This is a genomic window from Micromonospora sp. NPDC023956, assembly GCF_040639195.1.
Classification (GTDB): Bacteria; Actinomycetota; Actinomycetes; order Mycobacteriales; family Micromonosporaceae; genus Micromonospora.
Map to the genome: position 1 here is coordinate 695,263 of NZ_JBEZZN010000001.1, position 16,329 is coordinate 711,591.

The window sequence follows — 16,329 nt, forward strand, 5'->3', positions numbered from 1 at the left end:
TCACCTCCTCGGCAGACCGAGCAGGCGCTCGGCGATGATGTTGCGCTGGATCTCGTTGGTGCCCGCGTAGATCGGGCCCGACAGCGAGAACTGGTAGCCGCGGGTCCAGGGGCCGTCGACGAGCGCGTCCGGACCGAGCAGTTCCAGCGCCGTCTCGTGCAACGCGATGTCCAGCTCGGACCAGAAGACCTTGTTGAGGCTCGACCGGGCACCGGCCGGACGCCCCTCGACGATGTCGGTGACCTGCGCGAGCGTGAACTGCTGGTAGGCGTGCGCCTGCATCCACGAGCGCGCCACCCGGTCGCGGAGCAGATCGGTCGCCGCCTCGGCCCGCCCGCCCGCGAGCGCCACGAGCGCGTCGGCCGCCTTGAGGAAGCGCCCCGGCGAGCGCAGCGTCAGGCCCCGCTCCGACCCGGTCGTCGCCATCGCGACCGACCATCCCTGGTGGACACCGCCGAGAACCGCCGAGTCCGGTACGAACGCGTCCTCGAAGAACACGTCGGCGAAGCCCTGGTCACCGTCGAGCCGGTCGAACCCGCGCACCGTCACGCCCGGGGTGTCCAGCGGCACGAGGAAGTAGGTCAGTCCCCGATGGCGCTCGGACTGCGGGTCGGTGCGGAACAACCCGAACAGGTGGGTGCAGAACGCGCCCCGGGTCGACCAGGTCTTCTGCCCGCTCAGGCGCCAGCCGCCGGCCTGCTCGTCCCGCACCGCCCGGGATCGGATCCCGGCCAGGTCGCTGCCCGCGCCCGGCTCCGACCAGCCCTGGGCCCACAGGTCCTGCGCCGCCGCCATCCGCGGCAGCAGCTCGTCCTGCTGCTGCTCGGTGCCGAACTCGAAGATCGTCGGGGCCAGCAGGTAGATGCCGTTCTGCGTCACCCGCTGCGGCGCACCGGCCCGGTAGTACTCCTCCTCGAAGATGAGCCACTGCCAGATCGAGGCCTCGCGACCGCCGTACCGTCTGGGCCACGACACGACCGACCACCGGTCCGCGTGCAGCGCCCGCTCCCACTCCAGGTGCCGGGCGAAGCCTTCCGCGGTGTCCCCGGAGGGCAACGGCTGCCGCGGCACGTTCGCGGCCAGCCAGTCGCGGGCCTCGGACCGGAACTGCTCGTCCTGCGCCGACCAGGTCAGATCCATCTCAGCCCCGCCCTGTCTCGGCGACGGCCGTTGGCGCGGCGTCCCGGTAGCGGCGTAGTTGGGTGCGCGCCACCGTCCGCAGGTGCACCTCGTCCGGGCCGTCGGCGATGCCGAGGATCCGGGCGCTGGCCCACATCCGGGCGATCGGGAAGTCGTCGGTGACCCCGCCGCCGCCGTGTGCCTGGATCGAACGGTCCAGCACGTTGCGGGCCACCCGTGGCGCGACGACCTTGATCGCGGCGATCTCGGTCGCGGCGCCCTGGATCCCGACCCGGTCGATGAGCCACGCCGCCTTGAGCACGAGCAGGCGGGCCTGCTCGATCTCCATGCGGGACTCGGCGATCCAGGTGCGCACCACGCCCTGCTCGGAGAGCGGGCCGCCGAACGCCTCACGGGCCATCGTCCGGCGCACCATGAGTTCGAGGCCCCGCTCGGCCATGCCGAGGCAGCGCATCGCGTGGTGGATACGGCCCGGACCGAGGCGGGCCTGGGCGATCGCGAAACCGTCGCCCTCGGCGCCGAGCAGGTTCGTCACCGGCACCCGCACGTCGTCGAACCGGATCTCGCAGTGGCCGTGCTGGTCGTGGTAGCCGAAGATCGGCAGGGAGCGCACGATCGTCACCCCGGGGGTGTCGACCGGCACGAGAACCATCGACTGCTGCCGGTAGACGACCGCCTCCGGGTCCGTCTTGCCCATCAGCACGAGGATGTCGCAGCGCGGGTCGGCCGCGCCGGTCGTCCACCACTTGCGTCCGTTGATCACGTATTCGGCGCCGTCGCGCACGATCGAGGTGGAGATGTTGCGGGCGTCGGAGGAGGCCACGTCCGGCTCGGTCATCGAGAAGCCGGAACGCATCGTGCCCTCGAGCAACGGGGTGAGCCACCGCTGCTTCTGCGCGGGCGTGCCGAACATGTGCAGCAGCTCCATGTTGCCCGTGTCCGGCGCGGCACAGTTGAGCGCCTCGGGGGCGAGGTAGGGCGAGCGTCCGGTCTCCTCGGCGAGGTAGGCGTACTCGAGGTTGGTCAGGCCCGACAGGTCGGGCAGGAAGAGGTTCCACAGGCCCAGCTTGCGCGCCGTGTCCTTCAGTTCCTCGACGACCGGCGGCAGGACGTGGGACACTCCCCCGTTCTCGCGGGCCGCGGCACCGAGCTGGGCGGCGTACACCCGTTCGGCGGGGTAGACGTGCTCGGCCATGAACGTGCGCAACGTCGCGAGCAGCTCGCGCGATCGCGGGCCGGGGCCGAGGTCCATCCGGGTCGGATCGGTCGCGTCAGCCACCGTCACTCCTTGCCTGCGTGCGTAGGGCGATCTTGCCGCGAGCGCCGCGGTTGAGCACCGTGCCGAGTGCGCGGGCCGCCTCCTCGAGCGGGAAGACCTCGCTGACGTGCGGCCTCAGCGGGCCGGCGGCGATCCACTCGAGCAGCGTCGTCATGTTCGCGGCGTTCGCCTCCGGGTTGCGCTTGGCCCAGGCGCCCCAGAGGACCCCCAGCACCGCGCCCTCGGTGAGCAGCAGCCGGTTGAGCTTGACCTGCGGGATCTCGCCCGCCGCGTAGCCGACGGTGAGGAACCTCCCGGCCCACGAGAGGGCACGCAGCGCCGCGGTGGCGGCGTCGCCACCGACCGGGTCGTAGACGACGTCGGTGCCGGCGCCGCCGGTCAGCCCGCGCACCGTCGCCGTCAGGTCGTCGTAGCCGATGGCGTGGTCGGCCCCGTGCGCCCGGCACAGCGCACGCTTGTCCTCGGTCGAGGCGGCCGCGATCACGGTCGCGCCCAGAGCCTTGCCGATCTGCACGGCGGTGAGGCCGACGCCGCCGGAGGCGCCGAGCACGAGCAGCGTCTCGCCGGCGGCGAGGCCGGCCCGGTCGACGAGCCCGTGGTAGGACGTGCCGTAGACGACGGGCACCGTGCTGGCCTCGACGAGGTCGATGCCCTCGGGCAACGGGTGGACCATGCGGGCGTCGACGAGCACCTGCGTGGCGTAGCCGCCGAGTCCACAGAAGCCGATGACGCGGGTGCCGACGGGCGGGCCGGTCACCCCGTCGCCGAGCGCCGCGACCGTGCCGGCGACCTCGCAGCCGGGCACGAACGGCAGCTCCGGCCTGGTCTGGTAGGTGCCGGCGACGATGAGGCCGTCGGGAAAGTTCACCCCGGCACCGACGACGTCGACGAGTACCTGCCCGGGGCCGGGCTGCGGCTGCGGCCCGTCCGTGACCGTGAGCGCCTCGGGCCCTCCGAGCGCCCGGACCACCATCGCACGCACGGCTCAGCCCTCGCTGCCCGGACGCGCCGCCTTTTCGGTACCGGCGAACTCGTCGCGGGCCCGGTCGGCGACCCCGGAGAGGTTGAGCTCGAAGGTGAAGCCCTGCTCGAAGCGGTAGCTGCGGTTGACGTCCCACAGGTCGATGCCGTTGAGCGAGGCCTTGGCGGCCCGGATGACGGTGGGGTCCTTCCCGGCGATCTGGGTCGCGACCGCGAGCGCCGCCCCGCGCAGCTGCTCGCGGGGTACGACGGTGTGCACCGAGCCGTAGGCGTGCAGCTCCTGGGCGGTGGCCGTGGCCGAGGTGTAGACCATGGCGCGCATCCGGTGCTGGGGCACCAACCGGGACAGGTGGGTCGCGGCGCCGAGGGCGCCGCGGTCGACCTCGGGCAGGCCGAAGGTGGCGTCGTCGGAGGCGACGATGACGTCGGAGTTGCCGACCAGGCCGATGCCGCCCCCGAGGCAGAAGCCGTTGACGGCGGTGACGACCGGGACGGGGCACTCGTACACGGCCTTGAACGCGGCGTAGCAGCCGCGGTTGGCGCCGAGCAGCGCGGTGAAGCCGTCGGTGCGCTGCATCTCCTTGATGTCGACGCCGGCGTTGAAACCGCGGCCCTCGGCGCGCAGCACGACGACCCGCACCGACTCGTCGGCGCCGGCGGCGTCGAGAGCGGAGGCGAGCGCGAACCAGCCGGCCACGGGCAGCGCGTTGACCGGTGGATTGTCCACGACGATCTCGGCGATCCCGTCGGGGTGGGTGGTCGCCGTCACCGACGGGTGGGTCGTGGGGGTCATCCCTGCTCCTCGGTGGTCTCGGGCGGCTCGGTGGTCTCGGGTGTCGCGCCCCCGACGGCGGTGTCGAGGGCGGCCTCGGGCAGCACGAACGTCGCCCAGGCGGTGACCGCCGTGTCACCGGTCTGACGCCGGCAGGTCAGCTCGACGTCGACGCGGGCCTGCCGACCGTCCTCCCCCTCGAGCACGTAGGTGCGCAGCGGAACACCCTCGAGCGTGAGGGTGTCGCCCGGCCACACCTGGGCCAGGAAGCGGATGCGGAAGTCCCGTACGTTGGGGCCGCCGAGCCAGTCGGTGGCGTAGGTGCCGAGCAGGCTGGCCTGCCACATGCCCACCGAGAAGGGGCTCGGGAACCCGGCGGCGCGGGCGAAGACCTCGTCGTGGTGGATCGGGTTCATGTCACCCGAGGCGCCCTGGTAGCGCACGAAGTCGGTGCGGGTCACCGGGCCGTGGACGCGCACCGGCGGGGTCGCCGGGACGGGCAGGTCGACCTCGGTCGTGCCGGGCCGGGTGGTGGCGGTCGAGTCGCTCATGCGGACGCTCCGTCCTGCGTCGCGGCCCCGGTGTCCGGCGGGCGGGCCGTCTCGACACCGGTGAGCTTGGCCTGGGCGACGAGACGCCCGCTCTCGTCGCGGAAGTCGGTGTACATCACGGCGAAGGTCATCTCACCGCCACGGCGTCCCACCTTGGTGTAGATCTCGCCGATGCGCGACCGGCAGGTGAGCCTGGTCCCGGCGCGGGGCGGCTCGCCGAAGAAGGTGTACTGCTGCTCGGCGTGCAGGCCGCGCTGCTGGTCGAGCTCGACCGCGGACCACGGGTTTGCGTCCTCGCCCTGCCAGAAGAAGGTCGTCGTGAGGAACGTCGGCTGTACGACCGGGTCCTCCTCCTGCAGGTAGGCCGCGTCGGCCGCTCCGGTGGCCAGCGCGAACTCGCGGATCTTGCCGCGCTCGACGTCGAGCCGGAAGGGGGCGCCGGTGACGCCCTGCGCGTCGGGGTTGGCCACGACAGGCTCCTTTCGGTGGTCGGTGCGCGCCGGCACGGGCCGCCGGCACGCACCGGGTGGTCACGGGTGCTGGCTCGAGACGGACACGACCTCGCCGGTCATGTACGACGAGTAGTCACTGGCGAGGAAGACGATGACGTTGGCGATCTCCCACGGCGTCGCGGCCCGGCCGAAGGCCTCCTGGGCCGACAGCTCGGCGAGCAGCTCGTCGCTGGTAACCCTGGCCAGGTGGGCGTGCATCGCGATGCTCGGCGACACCGCGTTGACCCGGATGCCGTGCTCGGCGACGTCGAGGGCCGAGCACCGGGTCAGCGCCATGACGCCGGCCTTGGCCGCGGCGTAGTGCGCCTGCCCCTTCTGCGCGCGCCAGCCGATGACGGAGGCGTTGTTGACGATGACCCCCCTGCCGGCCGGGATCATGTGTCGCAGCACCGACCGGGTCGCCTTGAACGTCGAGGTCAGGGTCACCGACAGGACGGAGTCCCACTGGTCGTCGGTCATGTCCTGCACGGCCGCGGTGCCACCGAGGCCGGCGTTGTTGACGAGCACGTCGATGCCGCCGAACTCGGCGGCGACGGTGTCCATGAGGCGGTCGAGCTGGGCCTGGTCGGTGACGTCGCAGGGCACCGCGAGCGGCCGGGTGCCGGTGAGCCGCTCGATCTCGTCGGCCGACTCGGCGAGGCGGCGCTCGTGACGGTCGCTGGTGGCGACCCGCGCGCCCTCCTCGGCGGCGCGACGCGCCGTCGCGAAGCCGATGCCGGTGCCGGCTGCGGCGGTGACGAGCACCGAGCGCCCGGAGAGCAGCCCGTGGGCGGGGCCGGCCCAGTCGCCGACGTCGGTGTGACCGGTGTCAGACACGGGCAGCCATCTCCTTCGCGATCTCCTCGACGGTCCAGCGGGCGCCCTTGTCGACGGTCCAGTCGTAGCTCCACGGCGCGAAGCGACGGATCTCGCCACCCTTGGCGTAGTACACCTCGCCGGTCACCGGCGCGTCGGCGGTGAGCAGCCAGGCGACGAGCGGGGAGACGTTGCCCGGGTGGTAGACGTCGAACGCGGCGGGGTCGGCCGGTGCGGCGACCAGCTCGCCGATGCCGGGCAGGTCCTGGGTCATCCGGGTACGGGCGACCGGGACGATCGCGTTGACGCGCACGCCGTAGCGGCCGATCTCCTCGGCGAGGATGACGGTGAGGGCGGCGATGCCGGCCTTGCCCGCGCCGTAGTTCGTCTGCCCGACGGCGCCGACGAGGCCCGAGGTCGAGGAGACGTTGACGATCGAGGCGACCGGCGGGTTGCCGGCCTTGGACTCGGTGCGCCAGTGGTCGGCGAACACCCGGCACGGCGCGAACGTCGCGCGCAGCTGGCCACGGATCACCGCGTCCCAGTCGTCCTCGCTCATGTTGACGAACATCCGGTCCCGCAGGATTCCGGCGTTGTTGACGAGGCCGTCGACGCGCCCGTAGGTGTCCCGGGCGAGCGCGAGCAGCTCGCCGGCGCCCTCGGTGGTGGCGACGTCCGCGGTGCTGGCCACGGCCTGCCCGCCGGCGGTGGTGATCTCGGCGGCGACGGCCTCGACGACCGAGGGGTCGCTGCCGGTGCCGTTGGCGGCGGCGCCGGTGTCGGCGACGACGACCGAGGCGCCTTCGGCGGCGGCGAGCAGCGCGTGCTCACGGCCGAGGCCGCGGCCGGCGCCGGTGACGACGACGACCCGTCCCTGCAGTGCTCCCATGACTAGTCCTCCTTGTGCCCGGCCGGGGTCGCCGCGACCGGCGCGGGCACGCCGAGCCGGTCGAGGGTCCGGGTGGCCTCGTCGATGATGCGGTCGATGAGTTCGGCGACGCTCGGGATGTCGTCGATGAGTCCGACGACCTGACCGGTGGCCATGACGCCGACGTCCGTCCTGCCCTCCAGCAGGGCCGACCGGTAGAGCATCGGCGCGTTGGCCGCCATGACGACCTGGCTCCACGTCAGGTCGTGGGCCTTGCGCATGGCCAGGCCCTCCCGGACCATCTCGCCCCACGGTGTGCGGGACAGCTTCTGGAAGGCGACGGCGTTGCGCGCGGCCCGCAGCAGCCGGCCGACGGTGGAGGTGCGCTCCAGCTCCTCGATCGTGCCGGCCCGCAGCACGCGCTGCGGCACGCCGTCGACCTGCAGGGTCAGGACGGTGTCGTTGACCGTCTTGGCGAGGTAGACGTCCTTGACCGACGGCTGGACCGGCGAGTCGCTGGTGAGCAGGAAGCGGGTGCCCATGGCGATGCCCTCGGCACCGTAGGCCAGCGCGGCGACGAGGCCGCGGCCGTCGAAGAAGCCACCGGCGCCGATGACCGGGATGTCGACGGCGTCGACGACCTGGGGCAGCAGCAGGCTGGTGGGCACGCCGCCGGTGTGGCCGCCGCCCTCACCGCCCTGGACGATGACGGCGTCGGCGCCCCACGCGGCGACCTTCTCGGCGTGGCGGCGCGCGCCGATCGACGGGACGACGACGAGGCCGGCGTCCTTGCACCTGGCGAGGAGTTCCTGCTTGGGGGCCAGCGCGAAGGAGGCGACCCTGACGCCGGCCGAGATGAGCAGGTCGATGCGCTTGACGACGTCGGGCTGGTCGGCGCGGATGTTGACGCCGAACGGCGCGTCCGTGCCGGCCTGGATCTGCTCGACGGCCACGACGAGCTCGTCGTAGGAGAGCAGGCCGGCCGCGAGGATGCCCAGCCCGCCGGCGTTGGCCGTCGCGGTGGTCAGGCGCACGTCGGAGACGTAGCCCATGCCGGTCTGGACGATCGGGTACCGCACCCCGAACAGGTCGGTCGCCCGGGTGCGCAGCGCCGGGTGCGGCCCCGGGGCCCGGTTCATGCGGGGATCTCGCGGTCGCGCAGCGAGCGGGGGTCGATGACCTCGCGGATCAGGCGCAGCTCCTCGGCGCTCGGCTCGCGGGTGGCCGGCACCTCACCCTCGACGTGCACGTCACAGCCGGTGGCCGCGCGGAACTCCTCGAGCGTGACACCGGGGTGCAGGCTGAGCAGGCGCATCGTGCCGTCGGGGCCGCCGAAGTCGAGGACCGCGAGGTTGGTGACGACCCGGCGCAGGTCGTGGTGCGCGCTGGCGGCCGGGCCGGCGGCGCGGGCGTTGTCGGTACCGACGCCGGAGACCATGTCGACGGTCCGGACGAAGGTGCGGGTGGAGTGTTTGGGCACCCAGTAGCTGGTCGGGTGGTAGACGCTGTTGCCGGGGGCGCCGCGCACGCCGAGCAGCTGGACCTTGGGCTGGGCGTAGTCGCCGATGGCCGAGATGTTGGTGTTGCCGTGCCCGTCGATCTGGCTCGGGATCATCATCACGTGCCGCTTGCCGTGCCAGACGAGGTCGAAGATCGTGCGGAACGGGCTCCAGCCCTCGACGACGACGCCCTCGGTGGCGTGCGGGTCCGCGCCGATCTGCCAGGTGCCGGAGACGAAGGTGGCCTCACCGTCGGTGAGCAGCAGGTCGGGGGCGACGGTGAGCCGGGCGAGGCGGACGCCGATGGCCGGGATCGTGCCGAAGGCGCTGGCGATGAACTCACCGTCGCCGGCGAACGCGTCCGCCACGGCGACGGCGCAGTACTCGGCCCGGGTCACCGGCGCGTCGGCAGTGGTGGCGCCGCTCGTGGGCTGGTCCGCGGGCTCGGTGACGGTGCTGCTCATGCGACCTCCTCGGCTCGGGCGGCGACGGCCGCCTGGTAGTCGTCCTCGGTACCGGACAGGTACCGCTTCTCGAAGGTGGCCCAGGCCTGCGGGTCGCCAGCGGCCGTGACGTACTCCCGCTGGAAGGCCTCGTCGCGCGGGTAGTCGGGGGCGCAGGAGGTGAAGTGCGCGCCGTTCGGGGTCTCGACGACGCCGGTGACGAGCTGGCGGTTGATCTTGATCGTCGCCGGATGCCCGGCGGCGCCGAGCTCGGCCGTGGGCACGATCCGCTCGCAGGACATGAAGGCCTGGTCGGCGGCGAGGCAGTAGAGGTCGTCGAAGTACGGGTCGGGCCCGAGGAACTGACCGTTGCCCCGGGCGTCGGCGCGGTTCATGTGCACGAGGGCCACGTCGAGGCGCAGCGGCGGCATGGCCACGAGCTGCTCGGTCCCGTACGGGTCCTGGACGAGCTTGAGGTCGGGGTTGTGCGTCATGACGTCCGAACCGAGGCCGGCGCGGGTCGGCAGGAAGGGCAGGCGGATGCCGGCGGCGTACAGCCCCCACTGGAGCATGCCCTCGTCGTACTCGGCGACCTCGACGGCGCCGCTCTGCCGCGCGGCGCGGAAGTGCGGGTCGAGGGCGATGCTGTCGAGGGAGACGAAACCGAAGACGACCTTCCTGACCTTGCCGGCGGCGCAGAGCAGGCCGACGTCCGGCCCGCCGTAGCTGACGACGGTCAGGTCCCTGAGGTCGGAGCGCAGGATCTCGCGCACGAGGGCCATCGGCTTGCGCCGTGAGCCCCATCCCCCGATACCGATGGTCATGCCGGATTCGAGCCGCGACACGACGTCGCGGGTAGTCAGAGTCTTGTCGGCCATGTGTCCCTCATCGTTGCGTCTGTCGGGGTACTGCTCGAGCGCGGCGGCGAGCGGTGCGAAGGGCGAGTCGCGTGCCGGAGTGTCCGCGGCCGGTGACCATGTAGCAAGCGCTTGGTTGGTAGCCTAGGCAGCCTCCAGGAGAGGGTCAAGCCCTTGGCGGCTGGGAGGACGGGACGATGGAGAACGTGGTATGCGAGCGCGTCGATGCGGTGGGGGTCATCAGGATCAACCGGCCGCAGGTGCGCAACGCCCTCGACCCCGAAACCCTCCTGGCGATGACCGACGCCCTGCTCGGGTACGACGCGGACCCGGGCGTGCGCGCGGTCGTCCTCACCGGCACCGGCGAGCTGGCCTTCAGCGCCGGGATGGACCTGCGCGCCGCGGCGCAGGGGCGCCTCGTCGACGTGGCCCGCAGTCCGCTGACGCTGCTGCGCGGCGGCTACCGCAAGCCGGTCGTCGCCGCGGTCAACGGGCCCGCCGTCGGCGGCGGCTTCGAACTCGCCCTCGCCTGCGACCTCGTGGTGGCGGCCGAGCACGTCTACTTCGCCCTGCCCGAGGTGGGACGCGGCATCGCCGCCTCCGAGGGCGGTACCGACCTGCCCCGCCGCCTGCCGGTCGCCGTCGCCCTCGAACTCGGGTTGACGACCGAGCCGCTTCCGGCGGCCCGGGCCTACCAACTGGGCCTGGTCAACGTCGTGGCCCCCGCCGACGAGGTCCTCCCGCGCGCGCTCGCGCTCGGCGCCCGGATCGCGGCCCACTCCCCGGCAGCGGTGCAGGCGACCAAACGGCTCATGCACCTGAGCCTGGACACCCGCGAACGCGACCTCGCCGCGGCCAACCGACTCGCGACCCTCGAACTGCTGGCCGGACCGGATGCCGCCGAGGGCGCGGCCGCGTTCGTCGCCAGGCGCGCGCCCCGGTGGGCGGACCTGCCCTGAGCGCTCAGGGTCGCGCCGCCGTGATCTGCTCGCGCGTCCACGTGACCGAGCGGGTCACCGCCGACTCGACACCCTCGGCCTCGATGGCCGGGCCGAGCAACTCGACGTCGACGATGCCGGGGTAGCCGGCCCGCAGCACGGTCCCCAGCAGGCCGGCCACCGGCAGGTCGGCGTCCCCGGGCACCCACCGGTTCGGGAAGGTCGAGGTGCCGACCCGGAAGTCGGACACCTGCACGAGCTCGATCTGCGCGACCCGCTCACGGACCAGGTCGGTCAGGCCCCGCTCCTGCCAGCAGCAGTAGAGGTCGAGGCAGCTGCCGATGCCGCAGAGGTCGGCCAGGGCGAAGGCGTCCCGCGCGCTGTGGGTGAAGCTGAGGTCGCACCTGACCGGCAGGGTGTTCTCCACGGCGAGGCGTACGCCGTGCTCCCGGGCGGTGGCCACGACCGGGCTGATCCGCGCGGCGAACCGGTCGGCCGCCTCCTCCCACGTCAGGTGTGCCGACGGGCCCGACGTGAGGTAGACGAGGTCGGCCCCGAGCGTACCGGCGTCGACGACGCCGGCCTGTAGTGCCGCGACCTGCTGCGCCCAGCCCGACTCGTCGTCCGGATGGGCGGTGAAGCCGTGCACGAGGTAGCCGAGCCGCACGTCGTGCTCGGCGAGCAGATCGCCGAGGGCCGGCACGCCGAAGGCGGCGACCTTGCCGCACTGCAGGCCGACGAGGTCGGTGCCGGCACGCCGGTACATCGCGATCTCCTCGGGCAGGGCCCAGGACGTCGCGGCCATGCCGCTGACGCAGATCGGGTTGATCGCGGACATCGGACTCCTGTCGGTTCGGGATCGGCCGTCGGGTCAGTCGAGGTACTCGATGCGCACCCGGCGTACCCCGAGGGGCGCCAGGTGCAGCCGCGTGGTGACGGCCTCGGCGATCCGCTCCGGGGTCCACGCCGGATGTCGCAGCACGGGGTCGGCGAGCGCCGGGTGGGTGGTCAGCATCAGTTCGGGACCGCAGGAGCGCAGCACCTGACCGGTGAGCTCGGCGCTGAGGTCCGAGAGCAGGTAGAGCAGCAGCGGCACGTTGGCCTCCGGCGCGATCGCCGCGTTCTGCCCGCTCGGGGCACCGCGGAACTGCTCGAGCACCTCGGCCATCCGGGTCTGGGCGTTCGGGGAGATCGCGTTCACCCGGATTCCGGCCCCGGCGAGTTCGGCAGCCCACGCGTAGGTGAGCGTGGCGATCGCGGCCTTCGTCGCCCCGTACACGGCCGTCTCGGCACGGCCCATCTGCTCAGCCGAGGTGACGTTGACCAGGACCCCGTGGCCCTGGGTGCGCATCGTCGCGATCGCGGCGTTGCCCCAGGCGATGGTGCCGAGCACGTTGACCTCGATCATCCGGCGTACCGTGGCCTCGGACTCGGTGCCGGCGTGGGCCATGGCGAAGACGCCAGCGTTGTTGACCAGGCCGTCGAGCTGGCCGTACTCGGCGAGACAGTCACGCACGAGGTCGTGCGCGGTCGTCCAGTCGGCGATGTCGGCGACCCTGGTCGAGCTGCGGCCACCGGCTGCGGCGAGCTGCCCGCTGAGCCGTTCGAGTCCCTGTGCGTCGAGGTCGACGGCGACCACGTGGGCCCCGGCCGCGGCGATGCCGCGCGCGTACGCCGCCCCCAACCCGTTGGCGGCGCCGGTGACGAGGACGACGCGGCCGGCGAGCAGACCGGCCTCCCCGTCCGCCGCCCGGGAGGCGGGTGGACCACCAGGCCCGTTGCCGGGCAGGACGGTGGGGACCGGTGCGGTCCTCGGATCGGACATGCGGGCAGCCTCTTCCGGCGGATCGGGGTCCGGAGCGCGGCCCCCGACGCGACCGAACGAGCGCTTGGTTGGCTGCACCATAGACGGCACGGTTTTCCCGGTCAAGAGACATCCATGCCCGTGCCGGCTACGGGAGCCGTCGAAGTGGTATAAACAAGCGCTTGACCAACTACGATCGAGGAACCGGGAGTACCCCAGATGCCGGTGACCCAGGACCGCCGCTCGGTCATCCTCGACAACGCCGCACACCTCTTCGCGGCCAAAGGGATCGTCGCCACGACCGTCCGCGAGATCGCCGACTCGGTCGGCATGCTCTCGGGCAGCCTCTACCACCACTTCAAGTCCAAGGACGAGATGGTCGACGCGATCATCTCGGACTACCTGACCGACCTGGCCTCCCGCTACGCCACGGTGCTGGCGTCCGACCGGAGCCCGGCGACCCAACTACGCGAGCTCGTGACGAGTTCACTGGCCACCATCGAGGCCCACCCGCACGCGACCGAGATCTACCAGAACCTGAGCACCTACCTGCCCACGATCGACGGCTACGAGCGCATCCGCGAGTCGGCCACGTCGATCCAGCAGGCCTGGATCCAGGTGCTCGAGGCCGGCATCGCCAGCGGCGACTTCCGCGACGACATCCCGGTGCGCGTGCTGCACGGCCTCCTGCGTGACTCACTGTGGCTCTCCGTCCGCTGGTTCCGGCCGACCCCGTCGTACTCCCGGGCGGCCTTCGCCGACGACTTCGTCTCGGTCTACCTCGACGGGTTCCTCACCCGCGCCTGAGCACGGCCGGCCCGCGCCAAAGGGCGCCCACGCCTCGGCGCACGACCCGGCAAATCAACCAAGCGCTTGCTACGCTCGTCGTTCCGACGGCGAGGAGGCGCTCCGATGACGGCAGCAGGTCACGCGCGGACCGGTCCGGCCCCGATCGGCACCACCCAACCCGCCGGACTCCCGGCGGAGGTCGACGCCTGGCTCGGCCGCGCCGTACCCGAGCTACAGGGGAACCTGCGACACGAGCTCCTCGCCGGGGGACGCTCCAACCTCACCTACCGGACCACCGACCAGGCCGGCCATGTCGTCGTCCTGCGGCGTCCACCGCTCGGGGACCACCCGGCCACCGCGCACGACGTGCTGCGCGAGGCGCGGATCCTGCGTGGCCTGCACGGCCACCTCCCGGTGCCGCGAGTGCTCGCCGCCGAGGAGACGGGCGAGGTGGCCGGCGCCCCGCTCGTCGTGCTCGAGCACCTCGACGGCACGATCCTGCGCAGCCCCGCCGACGTCGAGCGGCTCACCACCGAGGCCGACCGCGCGCTCATCGGCCCCACGCTCGTCGACGCCCTCGTGGCCCTGCACCGGCTCGAACCGGAGGTCATCGGCCTCGCGGGGCTGGCCCGTCGTCGTGACTACGTCACCCGCCAGCTCAGGCGTTGGCACGAGAACTGGCACCGGACCAGGATCCGCGACCTGCCCGATCTGGAAACCGCGCACGAGCATCTCGTGGCCACGGCTCCCGAGCAGTCCCGCTCGGGAATCGTGCACGGGGACTTCCGCCTCGACAACTGCATGCTCGACTCCCGGTGGCGGGTGCGGGGCGTGCTCGACTGGGAGCTGGCCACGGTCGGGGACCCGGTGGCCGACATCGGCCAGCTGCTCGTCTACTGGGCGCAGGCCGACGACGCGGCCCGTGCGCTGCACGACCCGGCCACGGTCCTGCCCGGCTTCTCGACCCGGGACGAGCTGCTCGCCCGGTACTGCCTCGCCACCGGCGCCGACCCGGCGCGAGTCGACTACTTCGTCGCCTACAACTGGTGGAAGACCGCGTGCATCGTCGAGGGCGTGCACACCAGGGTCGCGCAGGGCGCGATGAGCGGTGGCGACCGCACCGCGGCCTCGTTCGCCGAGCAGTCGGCCTCCCTCGCCGGCCGGGCGGCGACCCTCGCGGCGGCGCTGCGCCGGCACTGACCCGCGCCCGGCCGTGGACCCGCACACCCGGACCGGGACCGGGACCGGGACCGGGCGCCGGGACCGGGCGCCGGGGCGCGGGGAGAGCCGGGGCGCCGGGAGAGCCAGGGCGCCGGGAGAGCCGCTCGACGACCATCGCCGTACCCCGGCCGCCGGCCGTACGAGGGCCTGCTTCGAGGCCCCGGTGGCGGGACCGCGAGCGCCGGGCTCACCCGGTGAGCTTGAACTTCTGGATCTTCCCGCTCGGGGTTCGTGGCAGGGTCGGGACGATGCTGAAGCTGCGGGGGCGCTTGAAGTTGGCCAGCCGGTCCCGGCACCACGCGTCGAGCTCGGCGACGAGCACCGACTCGTCCCCGCTCCAGTCGGGCACGGTCTGCACGAAGGCGCTGCCGACCTCGCCCATCCGCGCGTCGGGGACCCCGACGACGGCGACGTCGGAGACCGCCGGGTGCTCGTGCAGCACGCGCTCGACCTCGGCGGGATAGACGTTGAAGCCCCCGACCATGTAGACGTCCTTGATCCGGTCGGTGATGCGCAGGTAGCCGTCCTCGTCGACCCAGCCGACGTCACCGGTGTGCAGCCAACCGTCCTCGTCGATGGCCTGCTCCGTGGCGACCGGGTCCTCGAAGTAGCCCAGCATCACGTTGTAGCCGCGCACGAGGATCTCGCCGGCCTCACCGGTCGGCAGCGGCTGTCCGTCGAGACCGACGATCCGCAGCTCGGTGCCCGGGATCGCCCGTCCGCAGCTGGTCGAGATCCGCTCGAGGTCGGTGTCGGGCGGGCACACGGTCGCGGTGCCGCACGTCTCGGTCAGGCCGTAGGCGGTGATGACGTCGCGGAAGCCGAGTTCCTCGCGCATCCGGCGCAGCAGCGGCACCGGCACGACCGTGGCCCCGGTGACGGCCAGGCGCACCGAGCTGACGTCGTGGGCGCCGAAGTCGGGGTGCTCGAGCAGGGAGGTGTACACGGTGGGCGCGCCGGGGAAGACGGTGACGCGTTCCCGCTCGACGAGGCGCAGCACGGTCCCGACGTCGAACACGGCGACCGGGATGATCGTGGCACGCATGAGCAGGCAGGCCAGGATGCCGGCCCGGTAGCCGAAGCTGTGGAAGAACGGGTTGACCATGAGGTAGCGGTCGCCGCGCCGCAGCCCGACGAGCCGGGCCCACTCCCGGTTGACGCGCAGGTTCGAGGCGTGCGAGACCATCGCACCCTTGGGGTAGCCGGTGGCGCCCGAGGTGAACAGGATGTCGGCCATGCCCTCGGAGTCGAGGGCGGCGATCCGTTGGTCGACGACGCCGGGGGCGACCTGGTCGGCCAGCGCGGTGAAGTCGGCCAGGGACCACACGCCGTCACCGGCCTGCTCGCGGCCGGCGCCGGACAGGTCGACGACGGTGCGCACCGAGGGCAGCAGCGGCACGGGGTGCCCGACGGCCGGTGGTGGCCCGTCGCCGCGCAGCGCGGCCAGGTAGTCGGCGCGCAGGAAGGTGTCGTCGAGGATGACCATCGTGGCCCGGACCTTGGCGATGGCGTCCCGCGCCTCCGCTCCGCGGAAACGGGTGTTGACGGGGCAGAGCACGCCGCCGGCGGCCAGCACGCCGAGGGCGCTGACGACCCAGTCGGCGCTGTTCGGGGCCCAGACGACGACGCGGTCCCCCGGCTCGAGACCGTGGGCGACCGCAGCCCGGGCGAACCGGGTGACGGCCGCGTCGAGTTCGGCGAAGGTCATCCGCAGGTCACCGTCGACCAGGGCCTCGAGCGCGGCAGCGTCCTGCGCGGCCTGCCGCAGCAGGGCGGGGATCGTGGTCGACACGTCACTCACGCACATCTCCTCACGCGGAGCCGGTCAGCTGTCCGGACCGGACCACAGACTACCAACCAAGCGCTTGCTAGACTAGTCG

At 72.7% G+C, this 16,329-nt stretch carries 17 protein-coding genes; 3 read left to right on the forward strand and 14 right to left on the reverse strand.

Annotation, left to right across the window (positions count from 1 at the left end; translation table 11 throughout):
* The 11 genes from AB0F58_RS01915 to AB0F58_RS01965 are packed head-to-tail and all read right to left on the reverse strand — an operon-like array spanning window position 1 to window position 9,718.
* On the reverse strand, window positions 1–1,140 hold the full coding sequence (locus tag AB0F58_RS01915) for an acyl-CoA dehydrogenase family protein (protein ID WP_357136528.1): 1,140 nt from the start codon (window positions 1,138–1,140) through the stop codon (window positions 1–3).
* Between the two features lies 1 nt (window position 1,141).
* On the reverse strand, window positions 1,142–2,392 hold the full coding sequence (locus AB0F58_RS01920; protein WP_357136808.1) for an acyl-CoA dehydrogenase family protein: 1,251 nt from the start codon (window positions 2,390–2,392) through the stop codon (window positions 1,142–1,144).
* 19 nt (window positions 2,393–2,411) lie between these two features.
* A complete protein-coding gene (locus AB0F58_RS01925; RefSeq protein ID WP_357136811.1) occupies window positions 2,412–3,392 on the reverse strand; it encodes an NADPH:quinone oxidoreductase family protein in 981 nt (326 codons plus the stop codon).
* Window positions 3,393–3,404: 12 nt separating this feature from the next.
* The gene (locus tag AB0F58_RS01930) at window positions 3,405–4,193 is read right to left on the reverse strand and encodes an enoyl-CoA hydratase family protein (protein ID WP_357136531.1); all 789 of its coding nucleotides are present in this window, start codon (window positions 4,191–4,193) and stop codon (window positions 3,405–3,407) included.
* Entirely contained in the window at window positions 4,190–4,723 is a 534-nt protein-coding gene (locus tag AB0F58_RS01935) for a MaoC/PaaZ C-terminal domain-containing protein (RefSeq protein ID WP_357136534.1), read from the reverse strand. Before AB0F58_RS01935 ends, AB0F58_RS01930 begins: the two co-directional genes overlap by 4 nt.
* Entirely contained in the window at window positions 4,720–5,193 is a 474-nt protein-coding gene (locus AB0F58_RS01940; RefSeq protein ID WP_357136537.1) for a MaoC family dehydratase N-terminal domain-containing protein, read from the reverse strand. The genes AB0F58_RS01935 and AB0F58_RS01940 overlap by 4 nt, the downstream gene beginning before the upstream one ends.
* A 60-nt stretch (window positions 5,194–5,253) precedes the next feature.
* The gene (locus AB0F58_RS01945; RefSeq protein WP_357136540.1) at window positions 5,254–6,051 is read right to left on the reverse strand and encodes an SDR family oxidoreductase; all 798 of its coding nucleotides are present in this window, start codon (window positions 6,049–6,051) and stop codon (window positions 5,254–5,256) included.
* The gene (locus tag AB0F58_RS01950) at window positions 6,044–6,919 is read right to left on the reverse strand and encodes an SDR family NAD(P)-dependent oxidoreductase (protein ID WP_357136543.1); all 876 of its coding nucleotides are present in this window, start codon (window positions 6,917–6,919) and stop codon (window positions 6,044–6,046) included. The genes AB0F58_RS01945 and AB0F58_RS01950 overlap by 8 nt, the downstream gene beginning before the upstream one ends.
* Before the next feature lie 2 nt (window positions 6,920–6,921).
* Window positions 6,922–8,037, reverse strand: coding sequence for a nitronate monooxygenase (locus AB0F58_RS01955; RefSeq protein WP_357136546.1), 1,116 nt, complete (start codon window positions 8,035–8,037; stop codon window positions 6,922–6,924).
* Entirely contained in the window at window positions 8,034–8,861 is an 828-nt protein-coding gene (locus AB0F58_RS01960) for a CoA-transferase (RefSeq protein WP_357136548.1), read from the reverse strand. The genes AB0F58_RS01955 and AB0F58_RS01960 overlap by 4 nt, the downstream gene beginning before the upstream one ends.
* Entirely contained in the window at window positions 8,858–9,718 is an 861-nt protein-coding gene (locus AB0F58_RS01965; RefSeq protein WP_357136551.1) for a CoA-transferase, read from the reverse strand. The genes AB0F58_RS01960 and AB0F58_RS01965 overlap by 4 nt, the downstream gene beginning before the upstream one ends.
* A gap of 176 nt (window positions 9,719–9,894) precedes the next feature.
* Between AB0F58_RS01965 and AB0F58_RS01970 the strand changes: the two genes are divergently transcribed.
* Window positions 9,895–10,656 (forward strand): enoyl-CoA hydratase-related protein, encoded by a 762-nt coding sequence (locus AB0F58_RS01970; RefSeq protein ID WP_357136554.1) that lies wholly within the window; start codon window positions 9,895–9,897, stop codon window positions 10,654–10,656.
* A 4-nt stretch (window positions 10,657–10,660) separates the two neighbouring features.
* Here AB0F58_RS01970 and AB0F58_RS01975 read toward each other — a convergent pair whose 3' ends face one another.
* Both AB0F58_RS01975 and AB0F58_RS01980 read right to left on the reverse strand, forming a co-directional pair.
* On the reverse strand, window positions 10,661–11,473 hold the full coding sequence (locus tag AB0F58_RS01975; protein ID WP_357136557.1) for a TIM barrel protein: 813 nt from the start codon (window positions 11,471–11,473) through the stop codon (window positions 10,661–10,663).
* A gap of 33 nt (window positions 11,474–11,506) precedes the next feature.
* Window positions 11,507–12,460 (reverse strand): SDR family NAD(P)-dependent oxidoreductase, encoded by a 954-nt coding sequence (locus tag AB0F58_RS01980; protein WP_357136561.1) that lies wholly within the window; start codon window positions 12,458–12,460, stop codon window positions 11,507–11,509.
* A 198-nt stretch (window positions 12,461–12,658) separates the two neighbouring features.
* On the opposite strand from AB0F58_RS01980, the gene AB0F58_RS01985 reads away from it, so the two are divergent.
* Together AB0F58_RS01985 and AB0F58_RS01990 are read left to right on the forward strand one after the other, a co-directional pair.
* Window positions 12,659–13,246, forward strand: coding sequence for a TetR/AcrR family transcriptional regulator (locus AB0F58_RS01985; RefSeq protein WP_357136563.1), 588 nt, complete (start codon window positions 12,659–12,661; stop codon window positions 13,244–13,246).
* Window positions 13,247–13,351: 105 nt separating this feature from the next.
* Entirely contained in the window at window positions 13,352–14,428 is a 1,077-nt protein-coding gene (locus tag AB0F58_RS01990) for a phosphotransferase family protein (RefSeq protein ID WP_357136566.1), read from the forward strand.
* 208 nt (window positions 14,429–14,636) lie between these two features.
* Here AB0F58_RS01990 and AB0F58_RS01995 read toward each other — a convergent pair whose 3' ends face one another.
* Window positions 14,637–16,241 carry an AMP-binding protein gene (locus tag AB0F58_RS01995; RefSeq protein WP_357136814.1) on the reverse strand — a complete coding sequence of 535 codons (1,605 nt, stop codon included), beginning with the start codon at window positions 16,239–16,241 and terminating at the stop codon, window positions 14,637–14,639.
* Between the last annotated feature and the right edge of the window lie 88 nt (window positions 16,242–16,329).